Source organism: Zestomonas ipomoeae (assembly GCF_057128665.1).
In genome coordinates, this window is record NZ_JBSKHQ010000001.1 from 123,795 (window position 1) to 145,475 (window position 21,681).

The 21,681-nt window shown below is 64.4% G+C and carries 18 protein-coding genes; 11 read left to right on the forward strand and 7 right to left on the reverse strand.

Features of this window, described 5'->3' with window-relative positions; all coding sequences use genetic code 11:
* The first annotated feature begins 66 nt into the window (after window positions 1-66).
* The 8 genes from ACWKV7_RS00530 to ACWKV7_RS00565 all read left to right on the forward strand — a co-directional run bounded on the left by ACWKV7_RS00530 (window position 67) and on the right by ACWKV7_RS00565 (window position 7,667).
* Window positions 67-453 carry a DUF2946 domain-containing protein gene (locus ACWKV7_RS00530; protein ID WP_483855674.1) on the forward strand — a complete coding sequence of 129 codons (387 nt, stop codon included), beginning with the start codon at window positions 67-69 and terminating at the stop codon, window positions 451-453.
* Window positions 454-549: 96 nt separating this feature from the next.
* A complete protein-coding gene (locus tag ACWKV7_RS00535) occupies window positions 550-2,583 on the forward strand; it encodes a TonB-dependent receptor family protein (RefSeq protein WP_483855675.1) in 2,034 nt (677 codons plus the stop codon).
* Window positions 2,580-4,004 carry a hypothetical protein gene (locus tag ACWKV7_RS00540; protein ID WP_483855676.1) on the forward strand — a complete coding sequence of 475 codons (1,425 nt, stop codon included), beginning with the start codon at window positions 2,580-2,582 and terminating at the stop codon, window positions 4,002-4,004. The genes ACWKV7_RS00535 and ACWKV7_RS00540 overlap by 4 nt, the downstream gene beginning before the upstream one ends.
* 209 nt (window positions 4,005-4,213) lie before the next feature.
* Window positions 4,214-4,753, forward strand: coding sequence for a helix-turn-helix transcriptional regulator (locus ACWKV7_RS00545; protein WP_483855677.1), 540 nt, complete (start codon window positions 4,214-4,216; stop codon window positions 4,751-4,753).
* The gene (locus ACWKV7_RS00550) at window positions 4,750-5,160 is read left to right on the forward strand and encodes a VOC family protein (RefSeq protein ID WP_483855678.1); all 411 of its coding nucleotides are present in this window, start codon (window positions 4,750-4,752) and stop codon (window positions 5,158-5,160) included. The genes ACWKV7_RS00545 and ACWKV7_RS00550 overlap by 4 nt, the downstream gene beginning before the upstream one ends.
* A 151-nt stretch (window positions 5,161-5,311) precedes the next feature.
* Window positions 5,312-5,737 (forward strand): GNAT family N-acetyltransferase, encoded by a 426-nt coding sequence (locus tag ACWKV7_RS00555; RefSeq protein WP_483855679.1) that lies wholly within the window; start codon window positions 5,312-5,314, stop codon window positions 5,735-5,737.
* Window positions 5,738-5,890: 153 nt separating this feature from the next.
* On the forward strand, window positions 5,891-6,655 hold the full coding sequence (locus ACWKV7_RS00560; protein ID WP_483855680.1) for an ATP-dependent Clp protease adaptor ClpS: 765 nt from the start codon (window positions 5,891-5,893) through the stop codon (window positions 6,653-6,655).
* 130 nt (window positions 6,656-6,785) lie between these two features.
* Window positions 6,786-7,667, forward strand: a complete 882-nt coding sequence (locus ACWKV7_RS00565) for an AraC family transcriptional regulator (RefSeq protein WP_483855681.1) — start codon at window positions 6,786-6,788, stop codon at window positions 7,665-7,667.
* Between the two features lie 147 nt (window positions 7,668-7,814).
* Here ACWKV7_RS00565 and prpF read toward each other — a convergent pair whose 3' ends face one another.
* From prpF to ACWKV7_RS00590, 5 genes are all read right to left on the reverse strand, one after another.
* Window positions 7,815-9,008, reverse strand: coding sequence for a 2-methylaconitate cis-trans isomerase PrpF (prpF, locus tag ACWKV7_RS00570; protein ID WP_483855682.1), 1,194 nt, complete (start codon window positions 9,006-9,008; stop codon window positions 7,815-7,817).
* A gap of 149 nt (window positions 9,009-9,157) precedes the next feature.
* Window positions 9,158-11,767 carry a Fe/S-dependent 2-methylisocitrate dehydratase AcnD gene (acnD, locus tag ACWKV7_RS00575; RefSeq protein WP_483855683.1) on the reverse strand — a complete coding sequence of 870 codons (2,610 nt, stop codon included), beginning with the start codon at window positions 11,765-11,767 and terminating at the stop codon, window positions 9,158-9,160.
* Window positions 11,768-12,931 carry a bifunctional 2-methylcitrate synthase/citrate synthase gene (prpC, locus tag ACWKV7_RS00580; protein ID WP_483855684.1) on the reverse strand — a complete coding sequence of 388 codons (1,164 nt, stop codon included), beginning with the start codon at window positions 12,929-12,931 and terminating at the stop codon, window positions 11,768-11,770.
* Window positions 12,932-12,999: 68 nt separating this feature from the next.
* Entirely contained in the window at window positions 13,000-13,887 is an 888-nt protein-coding gene (gene prpB / locus ACWKV7_RS00585) for a methylisocitrate lyase (RefSeq protein ID WP_483855685.1), read from the reverse strand.
* On the reverse strand, window positions 13,884-14,585 hold the full coding sequence (locus tag ACWKV7_RS00590) for a GntR family transcriptional regulator (RefSeq protein ID WP_483855686.1): 702 nt from the start codon (window positions 14,583-14,585) through the stop codon (window positions 13,884-13,886). Before ACWKV7_RS00590 ends, prpB begins: the two co-directional genes overlap by 4 nt.
* 289 nt (window positions 14,586-14,874) lie before the next feature.
* Between ACWKV7_RS00590 and rloA the strand changes: the two genes are divergently transcribed.
* From rloA to ACWKV7_RS00605, 3 genes are read left to right on the forward strand one after another with little or no spacing between them, the layout of a single operon-like run.
* Complete coding sequence (rloA, locus tag ACWKV7_RS00595; RefSeq protein ID WP_483855687.1) at window positions 14,875-15,411, forward strand: retropepsin-like aspartic peptidase RloA; 537 nt, start codon at window positions 14,875-14,877, stop codon at window positions 15,409-15,411.
* A gap of 5 nt (window positions 15,412-15,416) precedes the next feature.
* Window positions 15,417-16,943 (forward strand): osmotic stress tolerance membrane protein RloB, encoded by a 1,527-nt coding sequence (gene rloB / locus ACWKV7_RS00600; protein ID WP_483855688.1) that lies wholly within the window; start codon window positions 15,417-15,419, stop codon window positions 16,941-16,943.
* A 6-nt stretch (window positions 16,944-16,949) separates the two neighbouring features.
* Window positions 16,950-17,936, forward strand: a complete 987-nt coding sequence (locus ACWKV7_RS00605; protein WP_483855689.1) for an alpha-L-glutamate ligase-like protein — start codon at window positions 16,950-16,952, stop codon at window positions 17,934-17,936.
* A 52-nt stretch (window positions 17,937-17,988) separates the two neighbouring features.
* On the opposite strand, the gene xrtQ is transcribed toward ACWKV7_RS00605, so the two are convergent.
* Window positions 17,989-19,365: an exosortase Q gene (gene xrtQ / locus ACWKV7_RS00610; RefSeq protein WP_483855690.1), complete on the reverse strand. Its 1,377-nt coding sequence runs from the start codon at window positions 19,363-19,365 to the stop codon at window positions 17,989-17,991.
* 11 nt (window positions 19,366-19,376) lie between these two features.
* Complete coding sequence (locus tag ACWKV7_RS00615; protein ID WP_483855691.1) at window positions 19,377-21,410, reverse strand: VIT and vWA domain-containing protein; 2,034 nt, start codon at window positions 21,408-21,410, stop codon at window positions 19,377-19,379.
* Window positions 21,411-21,681: the final 271 nt, after the last annotated feature.

Genomic DNA, 21,681 nt, shown 5'->3' on the forward strand with positions numbered 1-21,681 from the left:
AGTGCGGCAATCGACCGCTCCAGCCCGCTTTCCCCGGCGATCACGGAGGTGCTAGAGTCGCCCGCCATGACACTCCCCCGCTCCGACCGCTCACTGATCGCCTGGATGCTCTATGCCTGCATCCTGGTCAATGCGCTCGCCTGTAGCCTGAGCCACGGGCAGATGAGCGGCCTGCAATTGAGCGGCGTCGGCGGCGCGTTCTGCTCCTTCGATGGCAATGCCGGCCCGACCCTGGACGGCGATTTCGCCAATCCGGGCGACAGTAGCCAGCTCGGCACCTTCAGTTGCCCCCTGTGCAGCGCCGCCGTGCTCGGCCTGGCGCTGCTGTTCTGCCTTGGCTGGCTGCGGCGACCGGCCGGCAGCCCGCGCGTGAGCCGCGACCTTCGCAGCAAAGCCCCGCCCCGCTACTCCTGGCCCTCGGCCAACCCTCGCGCCTCCCCTCTTGCGGCCTGATCGGTAGCCTTCGGCTGCCGCTTCGATCTGCTTCGATCTCGCTCGCCCGGGCCCTGCCCGTGCGGGCTTCGCAGAATCCGCCTTTCAGGAGCGCACATGCGTCACTACTCCGTTCTCGGCCTGCTTGCCCTGGGCCTCGGCGTTACCTCGGCCCACGCCGAGCATATCCACCTCGAAGACACCACCGTGCAAGGGGTGTACCGCACCGACCCCACCGCTCCCAACCTGTCACAGAAGCGTGCCGACTTCGCCCATATTCCCGGCGGCGCCAGCCTGGTAGATGCGGAGCAATACAAGAGCGGCCGCAGCAGCACTCTGCAGGACGCCCTGGGCACCGCCACCGGCGTATTCGTGCAACCGCGCTTCGGTGCCGAAGAATCGCGCCTGTCGATTCGCGGCTCGGGCCTGCAACGCACCTTCCACCAGCGCGGCATCCTGCTGATGCAGGACGGCGTGCCGATCAACCTGGCCGATGGCAGCGGCGATTTCCAGTCCATCGAGCCGCTGGCACTGAACCACATCGAAGTACTGCGCGGCGCCAATGCCTGGCGCTACGGCGCGGCCAATCTCGGCGGCGCGATCAACTTCATCACCCCGACCGGAAAAACCGCCGCGCCGGTCAGCCTGCGTGCCGAGGGCGGCAGCTTCGGCTATCGACGTCTGTTCGGTGCGGTTGCCGAAGACTTCGGCGACTGGGATGCCTATCTGAGCATTTCCGACTACGCCCAGGACGGCTTCCGCGACCACGCCAGGCAGGACAACCAGCGCGTTTTCGCCAACCTTGGCGGTCGCCTGAACGAGCGCCTCAGCAGCCGCCTCTACCTCAGCCATGTGGAAACCGACTCCGAGCTGCCCGGCAACCTGACCAAGGCGCAGCTGCGACGCAAGGCGAGCATGGCCGCACCGGGTAACATCGCACTGGATCAGCGCCGCGACTTCACCCTCAATCGCATCGGCAACCTGACCACGCTGACGCTGGATGGCGGTCACCGCCTGGAACTGTCCGGCTACTACAGCGAAAAGCACCTGTGGCACCCGATCTTCCAGGTGCTCGACGTGCACAGCGAGGACTACGGCCTGCGCCTGGCGCACAAATGGGAAGCCGATGGCTGGCGCTGGAATGCCGGCATCGAGGCCAGCCAGGGCCGCGGCTGGGACTCGCGCTACCGCAACCTTGCCGGCCATGCCGGCCCCAAGGTCAACGAACTGCACCAGACCGCGCGCAACCTGAATGCCTTTGCCGAGCTGGAGGTGCCCGTAACCGAGCGCTGGGCCTTGATTGGCGGCGTGGCCTGGCTGCACCAGCAGCGTGACGTGGACGATCGCCTGCAATGCAATGCCTTCGTGCCCGGCTTCTGCTTGCATCAGGATGAATCCTTCGAACGCACCTACATCGGCCGTATCGGCCGCATCGGCCTGCGCCACGACCTGGCCGATGGCGTGCAACTGTTCGCCAATCTCAGCCAGAGCTTCGAGCCGCCGACCTTCAGCGAGCTGACCGGCGGCCAGGTCGTGAGCGCGAACGACGCCCAGAAGGCCAACACCCTGGAGGCCGGCCTGCGCTGGAGCAGCGGCAATCTGGAACTCGACCTGGCGGCTTATCGCAGCGAAATCCGCGACGAGCTGCTGGCCCTCAACGACAGCAGCGGCAATCCGCTGGGCACCCTCAACGCCGACCGTACCATTCACCAGGGCCTCGAACTGGGCGGTGCCTGGACCCTGGGCGAGGTCGTCCTGCGCGGCCAGTACCTGCTCAACGATTTCCGCTTCGACAATGACCCGGTCTACGGCGACAACCGACTGGCCGGCGTGCCCAGCCAATTCCTCAAGGGCGAAGCGCTCTGGCAGCGCGATGGCTGGTATGCCGGGCCGACCGTCGAATGGGCGCCGGTTCACTATGCGGTCGATCATGCCAACAGCCTGTATGCCGAAGGCTATGCGATCTGGGGCCTGAAAGGCGGCTATCGGCCCATGAGCGGGCTGGGCTTCTTCATCGAAGGACGCAACCTCTCGAACAAGACCTACGTCGCCACCACCGGCGTGGTGGCCGATGCCAACGGCCAGGACAGCGCGTTATTTCTGCCCGGCGACGGTCGCAGCCTGTATCTCGGCCTGGAGTGGCGGCTATGACCGCCGCCCTGCCCCTGCCGCTGAAACGCCTGAGCTGGCGCCAACGCCTGCTGAGGTTGATGCCCTGGCACCGGCGCCTGGCGCTGCTGGCCTGCCTGGGCGTGTTCGGCTGGGCCTTCACCGGCTTGCTGCACCCGTTGATGAGTGCCCTGCAACCGCGCCCGGCAGCGATGCTGCCGCCGCTGTCGCCGGTGCCGATGGAGGCTGTCCTGGCTCCGGCGCAGGTGCTCGAACGGGCTGGAGTCCAACAGGTACAGGCATTGCGCTTGATGCAGCTCGACGGCGAGCCGTATTACCAGGCGCGCCTGCCCGGTGCTGTCGCCCCCCGTTACTGGCACGCTCGCAGCGGCGAAGAAGCCCAGCTCAGCGCCCGCCATGCCGAGCGACTGGCCGCTCACTACCTGGGAAGCGACGAGCCGTTGCGCTACGCCGGCAGCCTCGCCGCCTTCACCGGCGAATACGCCTTCATCAATCGCCTGCTGCCAGCCGCCCGGGTAGACACCCAACGGGAGGATGGCCTACGCCTCTACCTGGACCTCTATCAGGACCGCCTGGCGACCCTGGTGGACACCCGCAAGGCCTGGTTCGCCACGCTATTCCAGCAAGTGCACAGCTTTCGCTGGCTGGACGCCGCGGGGCCCTTGCGCCCTGCGCTGATGCTGCTACTGCTGGCCGCCTTCATCGCCACCGCGCTGCTCGGCGTGGCCTTGTTCGTCGCCCGCCGCCGGGCACACAGCCTGCTTCGACGCCTGCACGGCTGGGCCGGACTGGCACTGGCCAGCACCAGCCTGGCCTTTGCCGGCAGCGGCGCCTGGCACCTGCTACACAAGGAAAGCGCCGCTCCTCCCCCCCAGGCCTTTGCCGCCACCTTCGCCAGCCAGGCGTTGCGCGCCGCGCCCAGCGCCGGTTGGCTCAGGCCGGGCGAGCAGCTGTTCATGCTCAGCCTGCTGCAACTGGATGGCGAACCGATCTGGCGTCTGCAGGGCAGTGCCGGCCTGCGCTACCTCGGCAGCGATGGCCATGAACTGCCCGCCAGCGCAGGCCAGCGCTACGCCGAACAACGCCTCGCCCACTACGCCGGGCCACTGGGCCTCGGCGAGCCCCTGGCTATCGAACTGCAAACGCAGTTCGACGAGGACTACGGGTTCATCTTCAAGCGCCTGCCGGTGCTCAAGGCCCGCTACGGCGATGCCCGGCACACCACGCTCTACATCGACCCGCTGGATGGAGCGCTGACCGCGCAAGTGGACGACGCCGACCGAGCCGAAGGCTGGAGCTTCGGCAACCTTCACAAGTGGGACTTTCTAGGCGGCCTTGGAAAAACCGCCAAGGACACGCTGATAGCCGCAACCGCCCTCGCCCACCTGCTGCTCGCCGGTGCTGGGCTATGGCTGTTGCGCCGGAAGAAACCTGCGCGCTGAACCGCGCTGTGGGAATGGCGTGCCGGGGCGCGGCACTGAAGGAGCCGTGCCCTAGGCAAGCTGTCGCTCTCAGGATTTAACCAGCGCGGCAAGCCGCCACAGGAGGACTCGCACATGAAGCACGCGTCCCTCGCCGCCCTGCATTTGAAGTCCAGCAAGGGGCGATGTACGTTGCTGCATGCTCGTCGGGCTCACCAGGCAGCACTGGTATGCCCGCCGCTCAGTTCAGCGTCACCCATCCTCAATGGCCGGATGCCGATATGTCGAAACAGGGACAGCTTTCACCGCAGCGACTCCGTGACCTGGTGAGGTTACGCCGCGTTCGAGATCGGATCGACCGGGACTATGCGCAACCGCTCGACGTGGAAGCGCTTGCCCAAGGCGTGCACATGTCGGCGGGGCATCTCAGCCGCCAGTTCCGGCTCGCTTTCGGCGAGTCGCCCTATTCCTATCTGATGACCCGCCGCATCGAGCGGGCCATGGCCTTGTTGCGGCGCGGCGACCTCAGCGTCACCGAGGTTTGCTTTGCGGTCGGCTGTGCATCGCTGGGCACTTTCAGCACACGGTTCACGGAGCTTGTCGGCATGCCGCCGTCGGCCTACCGCAGCCAGTCCGGGCAAGCCATTGCAGGCATTCCCCCCTGCGTGGCCAAGCACGTGACGAGACCCGTCAGGAATCGAGAAGCATCGGCTGACAAGCGCGAATTAAGCTGCCGCCTCCCTATGACCGATACGAGGCAATCGCCATGAACATTTCCATTCATTCGACATTCCTGCCCCATAACGACGCGGAAGCATCGCTGATCTTCTACCGCGACGTGCTCGGGTTCGAAGTACGCAACGATGTGGCCTATGGGCCGATGCGCTGGATAACGGTCGGCCCGTCGGATCAACCCGATGTATCCATCGTGCTTGCTCCCCCCGGCGTCGCCCCGGGCGCTACCGACGAAGAGCGCCGTGTCATCGCGGAGATGATGGCAAAGGGGACCTACGCCATGATGCTGTTCGCCACCCGCGATCTCGATGGGGCCTTCGAGCGCTTGCAGGCAAGTGAAGCGGAAATAGTCCAGGAACCGACGGAACAGCCCTATGGCGTGAGAGACTTCGCCGTCCGTGATCCTGCTGGCAATCTGCTGCGCATTCAACAGATACGCTGAGCAAGGGCCGCGAAGCCATTCGCAACGGGGCGCAATCCACGTAACCGCCCCGTTGCCATCTACACGGTGCCAGACGCGGCAACCAAAACACCGGTGCGCATTCACCGGGAGCAATTGAAAGGAGTCATATCATGATGAATGGGATCAGCGAATGAGCACTCGAATCGACATGGCGGTAAACCCGGGTGATGAGGAGCGCTCGGCCATCCTCAGGCCGCTGCGGGCTCACAACTTCTCACGGGCGGGCGACCCCAAGCCGGAAACGGTGGCCCTGCTGGTTCGCGATGAGCAGACCAACGAAGTCATCGGCGGGCTGCATGGCGAGATTTTTTACCGCTGGCTGTTCATCGAACTGCTGGCGATCCCCGAGCAAGCCAGGGGGCAAGGCACAGGATCTCGCCTTATGGATATGGCCGAAGAAGTTGCACGCGAGAAAGGCTGCGTTGGAATCTGGCTGGATACGTTCGACTTCCAGGCCCCGGCGTTCTACCAGCGGCACGGTTTTACTGCGTTCGGGCATCTCGACGACTTCCCGCCGGGACACAAACGCTTCTTCTTCCAGAAACGCTTGGACTGATCTGCGTCGAGCCCGCGAACTCGCGAGTTGTCCCTTTTGCAATTCTGCCGGCGCAGCCACGCGCGTTCGTGAAGAGCCACTTGATATTACGTGCGCAGCGGGAGCCAAACGCCCCGCTGGAACCCCCAACAGAACGACAACCAACCGACATACATGGAAATAGTATTACTGGTCTACTTTGGCTTGATCATGGCGATTTTGATTCATGAATTCGGCCATTTCCTGGCGGTGCTTTTTGCCGGGCACAAGATGGTCGAGTTTTCCGTTGGCCCAGTGCGCATGACGCGTTCGGAAACCGGATGCTCGATCAGGCCGAGAAAAAGCCTGTTCACGGGACTCGTTGTCTACAAAAGAGCGAATGAACAGGCCTCCTGGGGAAGCGAAATACTGATAATAACCAGCGGCGTTATCGCAAACTTTGCCATTGGCTCAGCGCTGGTGGTCGTTCACTCCTTCACACCGAACAACGGGCTCTTAGCCATAGTGGGCTGGGCGTCGATTCTCTTGGGGGTAGCCAATCTATTCCCCGCGCACCTGAAGCAATTCGGCCTGGATAACGATGCGAAGCGCCTTCTCACTATCCTGGCCTTCAAGAAGAAGGTCTCTCAACGCCAAACCTATGACTTGAAGGTACCGAACACTCCGCCATGTGGCGACGCTGGCCCTGGGAAAGCGCAGATCGGATTCTTTAACGATGACATCACCCCGATGGACTTCGTCGTGGATACATTCAGCTCGTTCTTTCGACTCAACGAATTTGCCGCGACACTCATGACGCTGGCTATTCATGAGAACGGAGAAGCCAAGCTGGGCTGGTTCGATTCCGAGGTTGCAAGAACCCTGTCTGAACAAATCAATAGCGAAGCTCAGCTCCGCGGCTTCCCATTCCAGTGCAGCGTCTTGATAGCCCCGTCCTGAAGGTGCGGCTCAGGGTGAGCAAGCCCCCGCATTCTCATTGTCGCCGAGCGATTTTCCGCATTTTCGATCAAGACTCTCTGGCCGTTGCAGAGCTATAAATGGCGCCTTGCCAGCCGACAAACGGACCGCCATGTCCCTCCTGCAACGCCTACAGAATGCCGTCGATCACATCGACCGCCACCTGCACACCGAGCTGAGCACTGCGCAGCTCGCGGCCATTGCCTGCCTGTCTCCGTTTCACTTCCAGCGCGTGTTCCAGGCTCGCTGCGGCGTCACGGTGCGGGAATACGTGCGTCGTCGGCGCCTGAGCGAAGTCGCTAGGCGCCTATCGCAACGTGACGCATCCATTCTCGACCTGGCCCTGGCCCACGGCTACGGATCGCAAGAAGCGTTGACCCGAGCGTTCGAGAAATACCTCGGCATCACCCCGGGGCGCTATCGCGCCGAAGAACACGCGGGCTGGCTGCAGGCGCCACTCCGCCTGGCCGAGCTGCCGGCCGGCCCGGTGGCGGTCGCATTACCAGAGATCGTCGAGCGTCCTGCCCTGCGCCTGGTCGGGCGACCCTACCGCACCTCCCTGGAGGCGGAGCGCTATTTTGACGACATACCGGGCTTCTATCGGGACTTCGGGGAGAATCAGCACTACCTGCAGATCCCATGCGGCATTGCGCCCGCCATGGCTCACGGCGCAGCCCATGAGTTCGACGAAGACGGCGGCTTTACCTTCTCCATTGGCGAGCCGATTGAGCCGAGCTGGTCGGGAGAACTACCGGCGGAGTTCACGGAGCTGAACATTCCCGCCGGACGCTATGCACAATTCACCGTGCACGGCCCAGCCAGCCAAGTGCCGGCTGCCTGGCGCTATGCCTACGGGCATTGGTTGCCACAGTCGGGCTATGAGCGTGGTGAAGGGCCGGACTATGAAGTGACCGATGTCTGCGCGTCGCAATTTCCCGAGCGAATGCTGGTGCGGATATTCATTCCGTTGGCAGGGATTGGCTTCGCAGGTTGAGCGCCAAACTACGTTCACTCTGGCTCGGCAGGCATGGAGGACGCGCACGTAGGTTGGTGCTGGAACGAAGCCCAACATCCGGACCCGTAGGTCCGGCCTGGGACTCGTTGGGGAGTGTCGAACCCGCGGCACAGCTCCCAGGGACCATCAGATGGACTCGCCCGGCACGCGCACCCAGCCCTCCATCAGTATCCGCGCGCTGCGGCTCATGATGGCTTTGGTCACCTTCCACTGGCCATCGACCAAGCTGGCCTCCGCGCCGACCCGCAGGGTGCCGGAGGGATGGCCGAAACGCACAGAGCTGCGCGCACCGCCGCCGGCAGCGAGGTTGACCAGGGTTCCGGGAATGGCGGCAGCGGTGCCGATGGCCACCGCCGCGGTCCCCATCATGGCGTGATGCAGCTTGCCCATGGACAGCGCGCGGACCAGCAGGTCGACTTCATCGGCCTTCACCGGCTTGCCGCTGGAGGAGACATAGTCCGCCGGCGGTGCGACGAACGCCACCTTCGGCGTGTGCTGGCGCTTGACCGCTTCTTCCGGCTCGCGGATCAACCCCATGCGCAGCGCGCCATAGGTGCGAATGGTCTCGAACCGGGCCAGCGCACTCGGATCGCCATTGATGGCATCCTGCAGCTCGCGGCCGGTGTAGCCGATGTCCGCGGCGTTGACGAACACGGTGGGGATGCCGGCGTTGATCAAGGTGGCCTTGAAGGTGCCGATACCGGGCACCTCCAGGTCGTCCACCAGGTTGCCGGTGGGGAACATCGAGCCACCACCCTCGCCTTCGCCCTCGTCGGCGGGGTCGAGGAACTCCAGCACGATCTCCGCCGCCGGAAAGGTCACCCCGTCCAGTTCGAAGTCGCCGGTTTCCTGCACCTGGCCATCGGTGACCGGCACATGGGCGATGATGGTCTTGCCGATGTTGGCCTGCCAGATGCGCACGACGCAGGTGCCGTTGTCCGGAATGCGCGCCGGGTCGACCAGGCCGGCATGCAGGGCGAAGGCCCCGGCGGCGGTGGACAGGTTGCCGCAGTTGCCGCTCCAGTCGACGAAGGCGCTGTCGATGGATACCTGACCGTAGAGATAGTCGACGTCGTGATCCGGCCGGCTGCTCCTGGAGAGGATCACGCACTTGCTGGTACTCGAGGTGGCGCCGCCCATGCCGTCGATGTGCTTGGCATAAGGGTCGGGGCTGCCGATCACCCGCAGGAACAGCCTGTCGCGCGCCTCGCCCGGCACCTGGCAGCTGGCCGGCAGGTCCTCCAGGCGGAAGAACACCCCCTTGCTGGTGCCGCCGCGCATGTAGGTGGCGGGAATCTTGATCTGGGATTGATGAGCCATGAGTGAGTCCTGGCTGAACTATGGGTTAACCGTAGGGTGGATCACGCTTCATCGATCCACCACCGGAGGCCAGGTGGATGGGAAAAGCGCCATCCACCCTAGGGATCCAGCGCGCGGCGGATAGGGCAACGCCCTGCCCGCCTCGTGCGTCAGGCGACCGCGCCTTCGAGGAAATCCTTGGCGAAGCGCTGCAGCACGCCACCGGCCTTGTACACGCTGACATCGGCGGCAGTATCCAGGCGGCAGGTCACCGGCACCTTGACCGTCTCGCCACTGCGGCGATTGACCGCCAGGGTCAGGTCGCAGCGCGGCGAAATCTCGCCTTCGATGTCGTAGGTTTCGGTGCCATCCAGGCCCAGGGTCAGGCGCGTGGTACCCGGTTTGAACTCGACCGGCAGCACGCCCATGCCCACCAGGTTGGTGCGGTGGATGCGTTCGAAGCCTTCGGCCACGATCACTTCCACACCCGCCAGCCGTACACCTTTCGCTGCCCAGTCGCGGGACGAGCCCTGACCGTAGTCGGCACCGGCGACGATGATCAGATTCTGCTTGCGGTTCATGTAGGTCTCGATGGCTTCCCACATGCGCATCACCTGGCCTTCCGGCTCGACGCGGGCCAGCGAGCCCTTCTTCACTGCTCCGTCGACCACGACCATCTCGTTGACCAGTTGCGGGTTGGCGAAGGTGGCGCGCTGGGCGGTCAGGTGGTCGCCGCGGTGGGTGGCGTAGGAGTTGAAGTCCTCCTCCGGCAGGCCCATTTTCGCGAGGTACTCGCCGGCGGCCGAGTTCGCCAGGATGGCGTTGGACGGCGACAGGTGATCGGTGGTGATGTTGTCCGGCAGAATCGCCAGCGGACGCATGCCCTTGAGCGTGCGCTCGCCGGCCAGCGCGCCTTCCCAATACGGCGGACGACGAATGTAGGTGGACATCGGCCGCCAGTCGTACAGCGGGCTTTCCGCTTCCTGCACGCTGCCCAGATCGAACATCGGGATGTAGATCTGCTTGAACTGCTCGGGCTTCACCGAGGCAGCCACGATGGCGTCGATCTCCTCGTCGCTCGGCCACAGGTCCTTGAGGGTGATCGGCTTGCCCTGCGCATCGGTGCCCAGCGGATCCTGCTCGATATCGAAGCGCACGGTACCGGCGATGGCATAGGCCACCACCAGCGGCGGCGACGCCAGGAAGGCCTGCTTGGCGTAGGGGTGGATGCGGCCGTCGAAGTTACGGTTACCGGAAAGCACGGCGGTGGCGTACAGGTCGCGGTCGATGATCTCCTGCTGGATCAGCGGATCAAGCGCGCCGGACATGCCGTTGCAGGTGGTGCAGGCGTAGGCGACGATGCCGAATCCGAGCTTTTCCAGCTCGCTCAGCAGGCCGGCTTCTTCCAGGTACAGCTTGGCGACCTTGGAACCCGGGGCGAATGACGTCTTGACCCAGGGCTTGCGCACCAGGCCCAAGGCGTTGGCCTTCTTCGCCAGCAGGCCGGCGGCCACCACGTTGCGCGGGTTGGAGGTGTTGGTGCAACTGGTGATGGCGGCGATGATCACCGCGCCGTCCGGCATCAGACCCTCAGCCTCCTCGCCGCGACCGGCTTGCAGCTTGGCTTCGTCGGCGATGCCGCGCTCGGCCAGCGCCGAGGTCGGCAGACGGCGATGCGGGTTGCTCGGGCCGGCCATGTTGCGGACCACGCTACCCAGGTCGAAGCTCAGTACGCGCTCGTACTCGGCGGTCTGCAGCGCGTCGCTCCACAGCCCCAGGGTCTTGGCGTAGGTCTCGACCAGGGCCACCTGCTCCGGCTCACGACCGGTCAGCTTGAGGTAATCGATGGTCTGGCCGTCGATATAGAACATCGAGGCCGTCGCACCATACTCGGGACACATGTTGGAGATGGTCGCGCGGTCGCCGATGGTCAGGCTGTCCGCCCCCTCGCCGAAGAATTCGACCCAGGCACCCACCACCCGCTCCTTGCGTAGGAATTCGGTCAGGGCCAGCACGATGTCGGTGGCGGTGATGCCGGGCTGACGCTTGCCGGTCAGCTCGACGCCGACGATATCGGGCAGGCGCATCATCGACGGATGGCCGAGCATCACGGTCTCGGCTTCCAGGCCGCCGACACCAATGGCAATCACGCCCAGGGCATCCACATGCGGGGTGTGCGAGTCAGTACCGACGCAGGTGTCGGGGAAAGCCACGCCGCCACGCGCCTGGATAACCGGGCTCATCTTCTCCAGGTTGATCTGGTGCATGATGCCGTTGCCGGCCGGGATCACATCCACGTTCTTGAACGCGGTCTTGGTCCACTCGATAAAGTGGAAACGGTCCTCGTTGCGGCGATCCTCGATGGCGCGGTTCTTCTCGAAGGCGTCCGGGTCGAAACCCGGCGCCTCGACGGCCAGCGAGTGGTCGACGATCAGTTGGGTCGGCACCACCGGGTTGACCTTGGACGGATCACCGCCCTGCTCGGCAATGGCGTCGCGCAGGCCGGCGAGATCGACCAACGCGGTCTGCCCGAGGATGTCATGGCAGACCACGCGCGCCGGATACCAGGGGAAGTCCAGATCGCGTTTGCGGTAGATCAGCTGCTCCAGTGCGGGCGTCAGCAGTTCCGGCTCGCAGCGGCGCACCAGTTGCTCGGCCAGCACGCGGCTGGTGTAGGGCAGTTTGGCCCAGGCGCCGGCCTGGATGGCATCGACGGCCGCCGGCGCGTTGTAGTAGTCGAGATCAGTGCCTTGCAGGCGTTCGCGGTAGAGCTTGTTCATTTACTTACGATCCTTGAGCGGCACGAACTTCAGGTCCTCGGGACCCACGTAGTTGGCGCTCGGGCGGATGATCTTGCCGTCGATGCGTTGCTCGATGACGTGACTGGACCAGCCGGACGTGCGGGCAATGACGAACAGCGGCGTGAACATGGCAGTGGGCACGCCCATCATGTGGTAGCTGACCGCACTGAACCAATCGAGATTGGGGAACATCTTCTTGATCTCCCACATCACGCTTTCCAGTCGCTCGGCGATGTCGAACATCTTGGTGTTGCCCTGCTCCTTCGAAAGCTCGCGGGCCACTTCCTTGATCACCTTGTTACGCGGGTCGCTGACGGTGTAGACCGGGTGGCCGAAGCCGATCACCACTTCCTTCTTCTCGACGCGGGCACGGATGTCGGCCTCTGCCTCGTCCGGGTTGTCGTAGCGTTTCTGGATCTCGAAGGCCACCTCGTTGGCGCCGCCATGCTTCGGCCCGCGCAGCGCACCGATGCCACCGGCGATGCAGGAGAACATGTCCGAACCGGTACCGGCGATCACCCGCGAGGTGAAGGTGGAGGCATTGAATTCATGCTCGGCGTAGAGGATCAGCGAGGTATGCATGGCACGCACCCAGGACTCGCGCGGCTTCTGGCCGTGCAGCAGGTGCAGGAAATGCCCGCCGATAGAGTCGTCGTCGGTTTCCACTTCGATGCGCTTGCCGTTGTGGCTGTAGTGGTACCAGTACAGCAGCATGGAACCCAGGGACGCCATCAGCTTGTCGGCGATGTCGCGGGCGCCCGGATGGTTGTGGTCGTCCTTCTCCGGCTGCAGGCAGCCGAGCACGGAGACCCCGGTGCGCATCACGTCCATCGGGTGGGCCGACGGCGGCAACTGCTCCAGCGCGGCCTTGAGCCCGGCCGGCAAGCCACGCAGGGCTCTCAGCTTGGTCTTGTAGGCGGCCAGCTCGGCGACGGTAGGCAGCTTGCCATGCACCAGCAGGTAGGCGATTTCCTCGAATTCGCAGGTCGTGGCGACATCGAGAATGTCGTAGCCGCGGTAGTGCAGGTCGTTGCCGGTGCGCCCGACGGTGCACAGCGCCGTGTTGCCGGCAGCGGTGCCGCTCAGGGCCACCGACTTCTTCGGCTTGAAGCCCGGGGTGGTGGTTTCTGGGGTAGCGCTCATCGGGTTTCTCCTCATCCAGTCCTGAGATGGTTCTTGTATTGCGCGGGTCTGGCCGACCCGCGTGCCGATCACTTCTTATTGGCGGCGAACAGGGCGTCGAGCTTCTGTTCGAAGCTGTGGTAGTCGATGCGTTCGTACAGCTCCATGCGGGTCTGCATGGTCTCGATCACGTTCTTCTGGGTACCGTCGCGGCGGATCGCGGTGTAGACGTTCTCCGCCGCCTTGTTCATGGCACGGAACGCGGACAGCGGGTACAGCACCAGCGAAACGTCGACACCGGCCAATTCTTCGGTGGTGTACAGCGGCGTCGCGCCAAATTCGGTGATATTGGCCAGGATCGGTGCCCGCACCCGGTCTGCGAAGGTCTTGTACATCGCCAGTTCGGTGATCGCCTCGGGGAAGATCATGTCGGCACCGGCCTCGATGCAGGCCGCCGCGCGATCCAGCGCCGCATTCAACCCCTCCACCGCCAGCGCATCGGTGCGCGCCATGATCACGAAGCTGTCGTCGGTGCGCGCATCGACGGCGGCCTTGATGCGGTCGACCATTTCCTGCTGGGAAACGATCTCCTTGTTCGGCCGGTGACCGCAGCGCTTGGCGCCGACCTGATCCTCGATATGGATAGCAGCGGCGCCGAACTTGATCATCGACTTCACCGTGCGCGCCACGTTGAACGCCGAACTGCCGAAGCCGGTGTCGACATCCACCAGCAGCGGCAAGTCGCAGACATCGGTGATGCGGCGCACATCGGTGAGCACGTCGTCCAACCCGGTGATGCCCAGGTCCGGCAGCCCCAGGGAGCCGGCTGCGACGCCGCCGCCGGAGAGGTAGATGGCCTTGAAGCCGGCACGCTTGGCCAGCAGTGCATGGTTGGCGTTGATGGCCCCGACGACTTGCAGCGGGCGCTCGCTGGCCACCGCGTCACGGAAACGCTGGCCGGCAGATGGCTGACTCATGACTCACCTCGTGTTTGGCTGTCTTGTTGATAGTGGCGCTCGATATTGCGCTTGGAAGCGCCGATGTGGCGGCGCATCAGCAGTTCGGCCAACTCGCCGTCCCGCTCGGTGATCGCATCGAGGATGCGGTGGTGTTCGGCAAAGGCCTGGCGCGGCCGATTCGGCACGCTGGAGAACTGAATGCGGTACATACGCACTAATTGATAAAGCTCGTCGCACAACAGCTTGGCCAGCGTGCGGTTGCCGCTGCCCTGGATGATGCGGTAGTGGAAGTCGAAGTCGCCTTCCTGCTGGTAGTAGCCGACACCGGCCTGGAACGCCGCGTCGCGCTCGTGGGTATCGAGTACCCGGCGCAGTTCGTCGATCTCCGCCTGGCTCATGCGCTCGGCAGCCAGCCGGCAGGCCATGCCCTCGAGGGACTCGCGGATTTCGTAGAGTTCGATCAGCTCGGCATGGTTCAGCTCGACCACGCGGGCACCCACATGGGGCACCCGTACCAGCAGCTTCTGCCCCTCCAGGCGATGGATCGCCTCGCGCAGGGGACCGCGGCTGATGCCGTAGGTGCGGGCAAGCTCGGGCTCGGAGATCTTGCTTCCGGGTGCGATTTCGCCCTTGACGATGGCCGCCTGGATACGGCGAAACACATGTTCCGAGAGCGTTTCACTATCGGCCTGGGCGAGAGAAGGACTTTCCAGCATGATTGTCGACACTCACGGCGGCATTTCGGCGAGAAAGTACGCCCGCAAGCCATTCCTGTCAAACGAACCTAGACTATTGTCGACAATCCAGCGAACAGCCCCAATGACCAGCAAAGCGGAAGCTACCTTTGAAATCAGCCATAAGCGTCTGTCGCAGTAGGAAAAACCCCATGCTAGAATGCCGCCCGCTCACGCTGCGGGGAACGCAGCGGTGCAGCCTGCTAGACTCTCGCAAGCGCACGGGGCCCTTCGGCCGCCTGATCCCGTCATCGCAGTCCCTTCAGGATCTATGAGACTCAAGCCTATCGCCCTGCTGTTCTGCCTGTTCTTGCTGCCCGGCTTGAGTCCCGCCGCCGACAAGACGATCTATGGCCTGAACGAATACGTGCTGCTGTTCGACCTCGACCTTAGGGTCGCCGCCAAATTGGACACCGGTGCCAAGACAGCCTCGTTGAGTGCCCGGGATGTGAAGCGTTTCCAGCGCGACGGAGAAACCTGGGTGAGCTTTTATCTGGCCATCGACGAAGCCCATGAACACCCCATCGAGCGGCCGCTGGCGCGCATCAGCAAGATCAAGCGCCGCGCCGGCGACTACGATCCCGAGGAAGCCAAGACCTACACGGCCCGCCCGGTGATCGAAATGAGCATCTGCATGGGCAAGGCACTGCGCACCATCGAAGTGAACCTGACCGACCGCAGTGCCTTCCAATACCCGCTTCTGATTGGCTCCGAGGCCCTCAAGGGCTTCGGGGCACTGGTCGACCCAAGCCTAAAATATGCAGCTGGCGAACCCGGCTGTGCCACCGACGCAAACACCGCCGAGTAATTCTCATGCGCTCACTCAACCTGCATCTGAAAGTCCTGATCACGCTCCTGGTGACGCTGGGCATTCTGATTACGGCTTATCAGATCTTCATCCTCGGCATTCCGGTGACGGAAGACGAAACCGACGATCTCTGGAACATCGACGCCCGCATCGAGTTCATGGCCAACCCCCGCGAGCCGGTGAAGGCGCAAATGTTCGTGCCGCCGCTGAACCAGGACTACGTCAGCCTCAATGAAAGCTTTATCTCGAAGAACTACGGGGTGAGCATCAATCGTGTCGACGGCAACCGCAAGGTCACCTGGTCCGCACGCCGCGCCAGCGGCAAGCAGACGCTCTACTACCGGCTGGCGCTGACCAAGCGCTACAGCGGCGAACAGATCAAGGCCAAGGGGCCGATCTTCCGTGACAGCATCCCCCTCGAAGGGCCGGAAAAGATTGCCGCCGAGGCCCTGCTCGCGCCGATCCGCCAGCACTCGGCGGATGTGGAAACCTTCATCAGCGAAACCATCAAGCGCGTCGGTAACCGCAACGACGACAACGTCAAGCTGCTGCTCGGCGGTGATGCCTCCACGCCGAACAAGGCCAAGGTCATCGAGACCCTGCTGTCCATTGCCCACGTGCCGATGCAGCGCCTGCACACCATTCGCCTGGTCGCCGACCAGGCCCAGACCCCTGAGCTGTGGGTGCGCAGCTTCAATGGCGAACAATGGCTGTACTTCAACCCGGAAACCGGCGAGCAGGGCCTGCCCGCCGACCGGGTCATCTGGTGGATCGGCGACGAGCCGTTGATCAGCATTGAGGGCGGCAAGCAGGCACAGGTCCACTTCACCCTGAACAACAGTGAAATGAACGCCATCCGCCTGGCCAAGCTGACCGACGAGAACACCGAGGCGGACTTCCTCGAGTACTCGCTGTACGGCCTGCCGCTGCAGACCCAGCAGACCTACCAGATCATGATCATGATTCCGATCGGGGTGCTGATCATCCTGATCCTGCGTAACCTGGGTGGCCTGCAGACCCTCGGCACCTTCACCCCGGTGCTGATCGCCCTCGCCTTCCGCGAAACCCAGCTGGGCTTCGGCATCATCCTGTTCACCGTGATCACCGCTCTCGGCCTGTCGCTGCGCTCCTACCTGGAGCACCTGAAGCTGCAGATGCTGCCGCGGCTGTCGGTGGTGCTGACCTTCGTCGTGGTGCTGATCGCGGTGATCAGCCTGCTCAGCCACAAGCTGGGCCTCGAGCGCGGGTTGTCGGTGGCGCTGTTCCCGATGGTGATCCTGACCATGACCATCGAACGCCTCTCCATCACCTGGGAAGAGCGCGGCGGCGGCCATGCCTTCAAGGTTGGCGTCGGCACCATCATCGCCGCCTCCCTGGCACACGTCCTGATGAACATCCCGGAGCTGACCTACTTCGTCTTCACCTTCCCGGCAGTCCTGATGATCCTGGTGGGCTTCATGCTGGCGATGGGTCGCTACCGCGGCTACCGGTTGACCGAACTGTTCCGCTTCAAGGCCCTGCTCAAGGACTAATACGCCATGCTCTCTCTGTGGAAGACGTGGAAGGCCCTGGAAGCCAAAGGCATCATGGGCATCAATCGGCGCAACGCGGACTACGTGCTGAAATACAACAAACGGCACCTGTACCCGGTGGTGGACGACAAGATCATCACCAAGCAGCGCGCCATCGAAGCCGGCATCCATGTGCCGGAGATGTACGGCATCATCGAGACCGAGAAAGGTATCGAGAAGCTCGACGAGATCATCGCCGGGCACCCGGACTTCGTTATCAAGCCGGCCCAGGGGGCTGGCGGCGACGGCATCCTGGTGATCGCCGACCGTTTCGAGGGTCGTTACAAGACGGTGTCCGGCAAGCTCATCACCCATGATGAGATCGAGCACCAGATTTCCAACATCCTCACCGGCCTGTACTCCCTGGGTGGGCACCGCGACCGCGCGCTCATCGAGTACCGGGTGACCCCGGACCAGATCTTCAAGAGCATCAGCTACGAAGGCGTTCCGGACATCCGCATCATCGTGCTGATGGGGTACCCGGTGATGGCCATGCTGCGCCTGCCGACCCGCCAGTCCAACGGCAAGGCCAACCTGCACCAGGGCGCCATCGGCGTCGGCGTGGACCTGGCCACCGGCATCACCCTGCGCGGCACCTGGCTGAACAGCAAGATCGCCAAGCACCCGGACACCAACAACGCGGTGGATGGCGTGCAGTTGCCGAACTGGGACGGCTTCATGAAGCTGGCCGCCGGCTGCTATGAGTTGTGCGGCCTCGGCTACATCGGCGTGGACATGGTGCTGGACCAGGAAAAAGGCCCGTTGATTCTCGAACTCAACGCCCGCCCCGGCCTGAACATCCAGATCGCCAACGACTGCGGCCTGACCCATCGCGCCCATGCGGTGGAAGCCCATGTCGCCGACCTGAAGAAAAAAGCCGCGACGGAAACCCCGGAAGAGCGTGTGCGCTTCTCCCAGGGCCTGTTCGGCCATGTCCACCCGGCGGAAATCTGAACCGCTCGCTGCATGCACAGCCCGGCCTCGCGCCGGGCTGTTGCTTTCAGGGCTACTCATCCAGCGCGCTGGCCACGGTGACCGCCCGCCAGGGGCCGACGGACGCGCCACTCACCGCCGCCCAGTACCAGGCCGAGGTATCGGTGAAGTAGGCACCGTTGGCGTCCTCGATATACTCGCAGACCCGCAGCGCCCGGGCATCCTTGCTCGCCTTGAAGCACCGCTGCAGGCCGCCCTGCGAGCGCCGCTCCAGGCCGATCTGGCGGATGCTAAAACCCAGGCCTCGGTAGCAGTCGGCCGCCGGGTGCAGCTTGCGCGTGGCGGCCAGCACGTGGCGCATGCTGATCGTCCGCTGGCCATCGGTGAAACGCGCGATCACGCCGGGGAAGCCCTCGGCGAAGCGCTGTTCTACCGCCGATAGCGCCAGTGGACGAATAGAGCGCCCGTCGAACTCGTGCGGCCACTCGATGAAGCCGCCGGCACTTGCCGGCACCACGGCTTCGGCAGGCCGCAGCAACGGCAGCAGTGCCGCGCAGACGAACCCCAGCGCCAGCAGAGGCGAAACCCCCGTCGGCACGCTCGGCGATGGCGTAACCGCTGGCGGCAACCAGCGCCCACGCTCTCCAGCGGCCATATAGCGCAGCACCAGCGCGCAGACCCCGGCGAACACCAATAGTCCGATTGCATCGTGGAGCCACGCCGGACCGCTGAACAATCCAGACTCCAGGGTCACCAGCAAGGTGTTGCGCACGATGTTACCGCCCAGCACGATCACCCCCAGCAAAGGCACCTTGCGCAGGAAGCCGCGATCCGGCAGGCGCAGCCAGGCGGCGCAGGCACAGGCGGTGAAGTAGACCACCCAGCCCATCCGGATACCCGAGCAGGGCGCATCCACCATTACCGTGCGCCCGGCGACCTCCAGTACGCTGCCCTGGCGCAGCACGTCCACACCCATCCCTTGCAGGGCCCAGGCAGTGGCCTGGGCGGTGACTACCCGCAGCGGATAACCGGCGAAGAACTGCAGGGACGAAATCACCGGCAAAGCCAGCAACCCGAGGCCCAACCAGGCCAGCACAGGCTGTTCGGCCTGGCGCAGCGCGAGCACCGCCCACACCATGGCGATCACCGCCAGTGCCGCCCCTATCAGCGGTGGCATGGCGACCGGTTCGAGCGCCAGTGCGAGGGTCAGTGCCAACGCCGCCAGCAGCCAGGGCAGGCGCGGTGTCGACAACAGGCGATGCCGATCCCGCCAGAGCGAGGCCAGCAATACGACCAGGGCGACGATGCCCAGCGGGTCATCCGAACCGTCGCCCAGCCGTCGTGCACTCCACAGCCAGGCCGGCCAGAGGGCCAGCAGCGGCAATACCAGCCAGGTCCAGGATGGCAGGCGCAGCGACCCTGGTGGCCTGGCACCCCAAGCACCCTGCATGGCCCCTGCCCCTAGCATGCCCAAGCACGCTTATGCGCCAGGTAGCAGCCCATGCCCAGCATGGCGATCAACAACATCGCCCAGGTACTGGGCTCAGGGGTACTCGGCACCGCGACGCCGACTGCGGAATTGCTCACGCCTTGCGGCAGCGGTGAGGGCTGAGCGACGGACGTCGACTCGCCGGTCGGGTTGCGCACCTGCTCGTCGATGGCGACGAACGAGGTGTAGGGGGTCAGCAGGTTGTATTGCAGGCCCAGATCGAGGATCGCCTGGCTGTAGCTGTAGTCGCCCTCCAGGGTTTCCTGGTCGATCAGGGAGGCGACCCGATGCCGTGCCCACAGATAGCCCAGCGCCTGGTTCTCCGCCTCGGCCTGTTGCGGCTGCACCGGCAGCTCGGCGTGGTAGCGACCCGCAGCGGTGCTACCCTCGACAATCACCTTGCCCCTGGCCTCGCCGCGCCATTTGCCGAACACCACCAGCGGCCGCTGGGCGAACAGGTCGGGCAGCGCCGCCGGCTCCACCTCGTAGGTTTCCAGCCCCTCGAAACGCACGCTGGGATGAGCCAGCACCGGCGCCTCGATCATCTGGCGGAAGCGCTCGGCCTGCTGTTGTGCCGACTGCTCGTCCAGCACCACGAATGGCTCGCCCTGCCCCGCCCGCGCCAGCCCCTCGATCAACTGCCGGTTGACCGAGCTGCCGATACCGAAGGCGAACAGGTTGGCGTTGCCCAGGTTTTCTCGCACCAGGCGATAGGCCTCGCGCTCGACCGCCACGAAACCGTCGGTCACGACGATGAAGCTGCGGGAGCGCTCCTGGTCCGGCGGCAGCGCCAAGGCTTTGCGCAGCGCCGGCATCAACTCGGTGCCACCGCCACTTTGCTGCTCGTCCAACAACCGTAGGGCGGTGCGAATGTTCTCTTCGGTCGCCGGCATCGAGGTGGGCGCCAGCATCGCGCTGCTGCCGGCGAACAGCATCACATTGAAGCTGTCGCTCGGCCGCAACCGGCCCACCAGCCGTTGCAGCAGTTGCTTGGCGGTGTCCAGCGGAAAGCCGTGCATGGAGCCGGAAATATCCACCACGAAGATATATTCGCGCGGCACGATCATCTGGCTCTGAACCGCCTTGGGTGGCGCCAGCATCGCCAGGAAGAAGTTCTCCCTGCCCTCGTCCCCCCTGGAAAGCAGCAAGCCGCTGTCGATGTGCTCGCCGGAAAGGCGATAGTCGAGAATGAAGTCGCGGTTGTTTTCGCTCCGGCCGGGATTGCCGAGCACCACATCGACCTCGTTCCCAGCCGTGCGTTGCACCTCGATGCGATGGCTTGGCGAGGTGATCTCGCTCAGTGGCGTCGGCGCTACCAGCTTCACAGCCATTTCGAAGGCCGCGCTGGCCGGCTCGCCCTGCCGGGTGTAGGGCGTGGAAATCCAGGGTTCCGCCTTGCTACTGGCGGAGCCGGCTGCGCCGTTGTAGCGAGGCCCCACTACCGTGGGGAAGACGAAGCTGTAGATGCCGTCGGTGGGCACCAGCAACTCGGTGTAGCGCAGCTCCACTTCGATGTCATCGCCGGGCAGGATGTTGGCCACATGCATCTGGAATACGTTCTCCCGCTGCTGGTCCAGCAACGCGGCGGTCTTGCCGGCGCTCTTGGCCTGCTGGTACTCCTCCTGGGCCTTCTGCTTCTCGCGAATGTTGGCGCGCAGCACGCGCTCGCCCACGCGCATCTGCATCGCGTAGACCGCGGCACGGGTGGAGCCGGGAAACACATAGCTGGCCTCCAGCGGCTGGTCGCCCTCGTTGCGATAGTGCTGCGTCACCCGTACATCGGCGATCACACCGAGAATGCGCGCATCGACCTGGGTGTTCTTGAGCGGCAACGCATCGACGCCTGGGGCACCGCCGCTGACCACGAAGTACGGACTGTCGCCGCAATCGACCAGCCCTTCGCCAGCGCCCTGCGCCACCAGCGCCGGGCACAACAGGGCCAGGGCCAGCAATCCGGCCCGATGAGTTCGCAGCGCAGCGGCGAGCAGAGTGGATAGGTGGAACATGGCTCTCTCCCTGAATGGATCAGGGAGTCATGATTCGCCTCGCATGTGGGGACTGCGTGCGGCCTGTATGGCGATTCCATGGAGATTATGTGAACGCCCGCCTGGCTGCCCTTCGCCAACCCGCAGCCAAACAACGTAGGTTGGCGCTGAGCCCGCGAAGCCCAACAAGGAACGCGCAGCGTTCCCACAATCTTCCAGGCCGGCCCTGCGGCCCGGACGTTGGGCTTCGTTCCTCAGCACCAACCTACAAGTGCCTTTGCCAACCCGCACC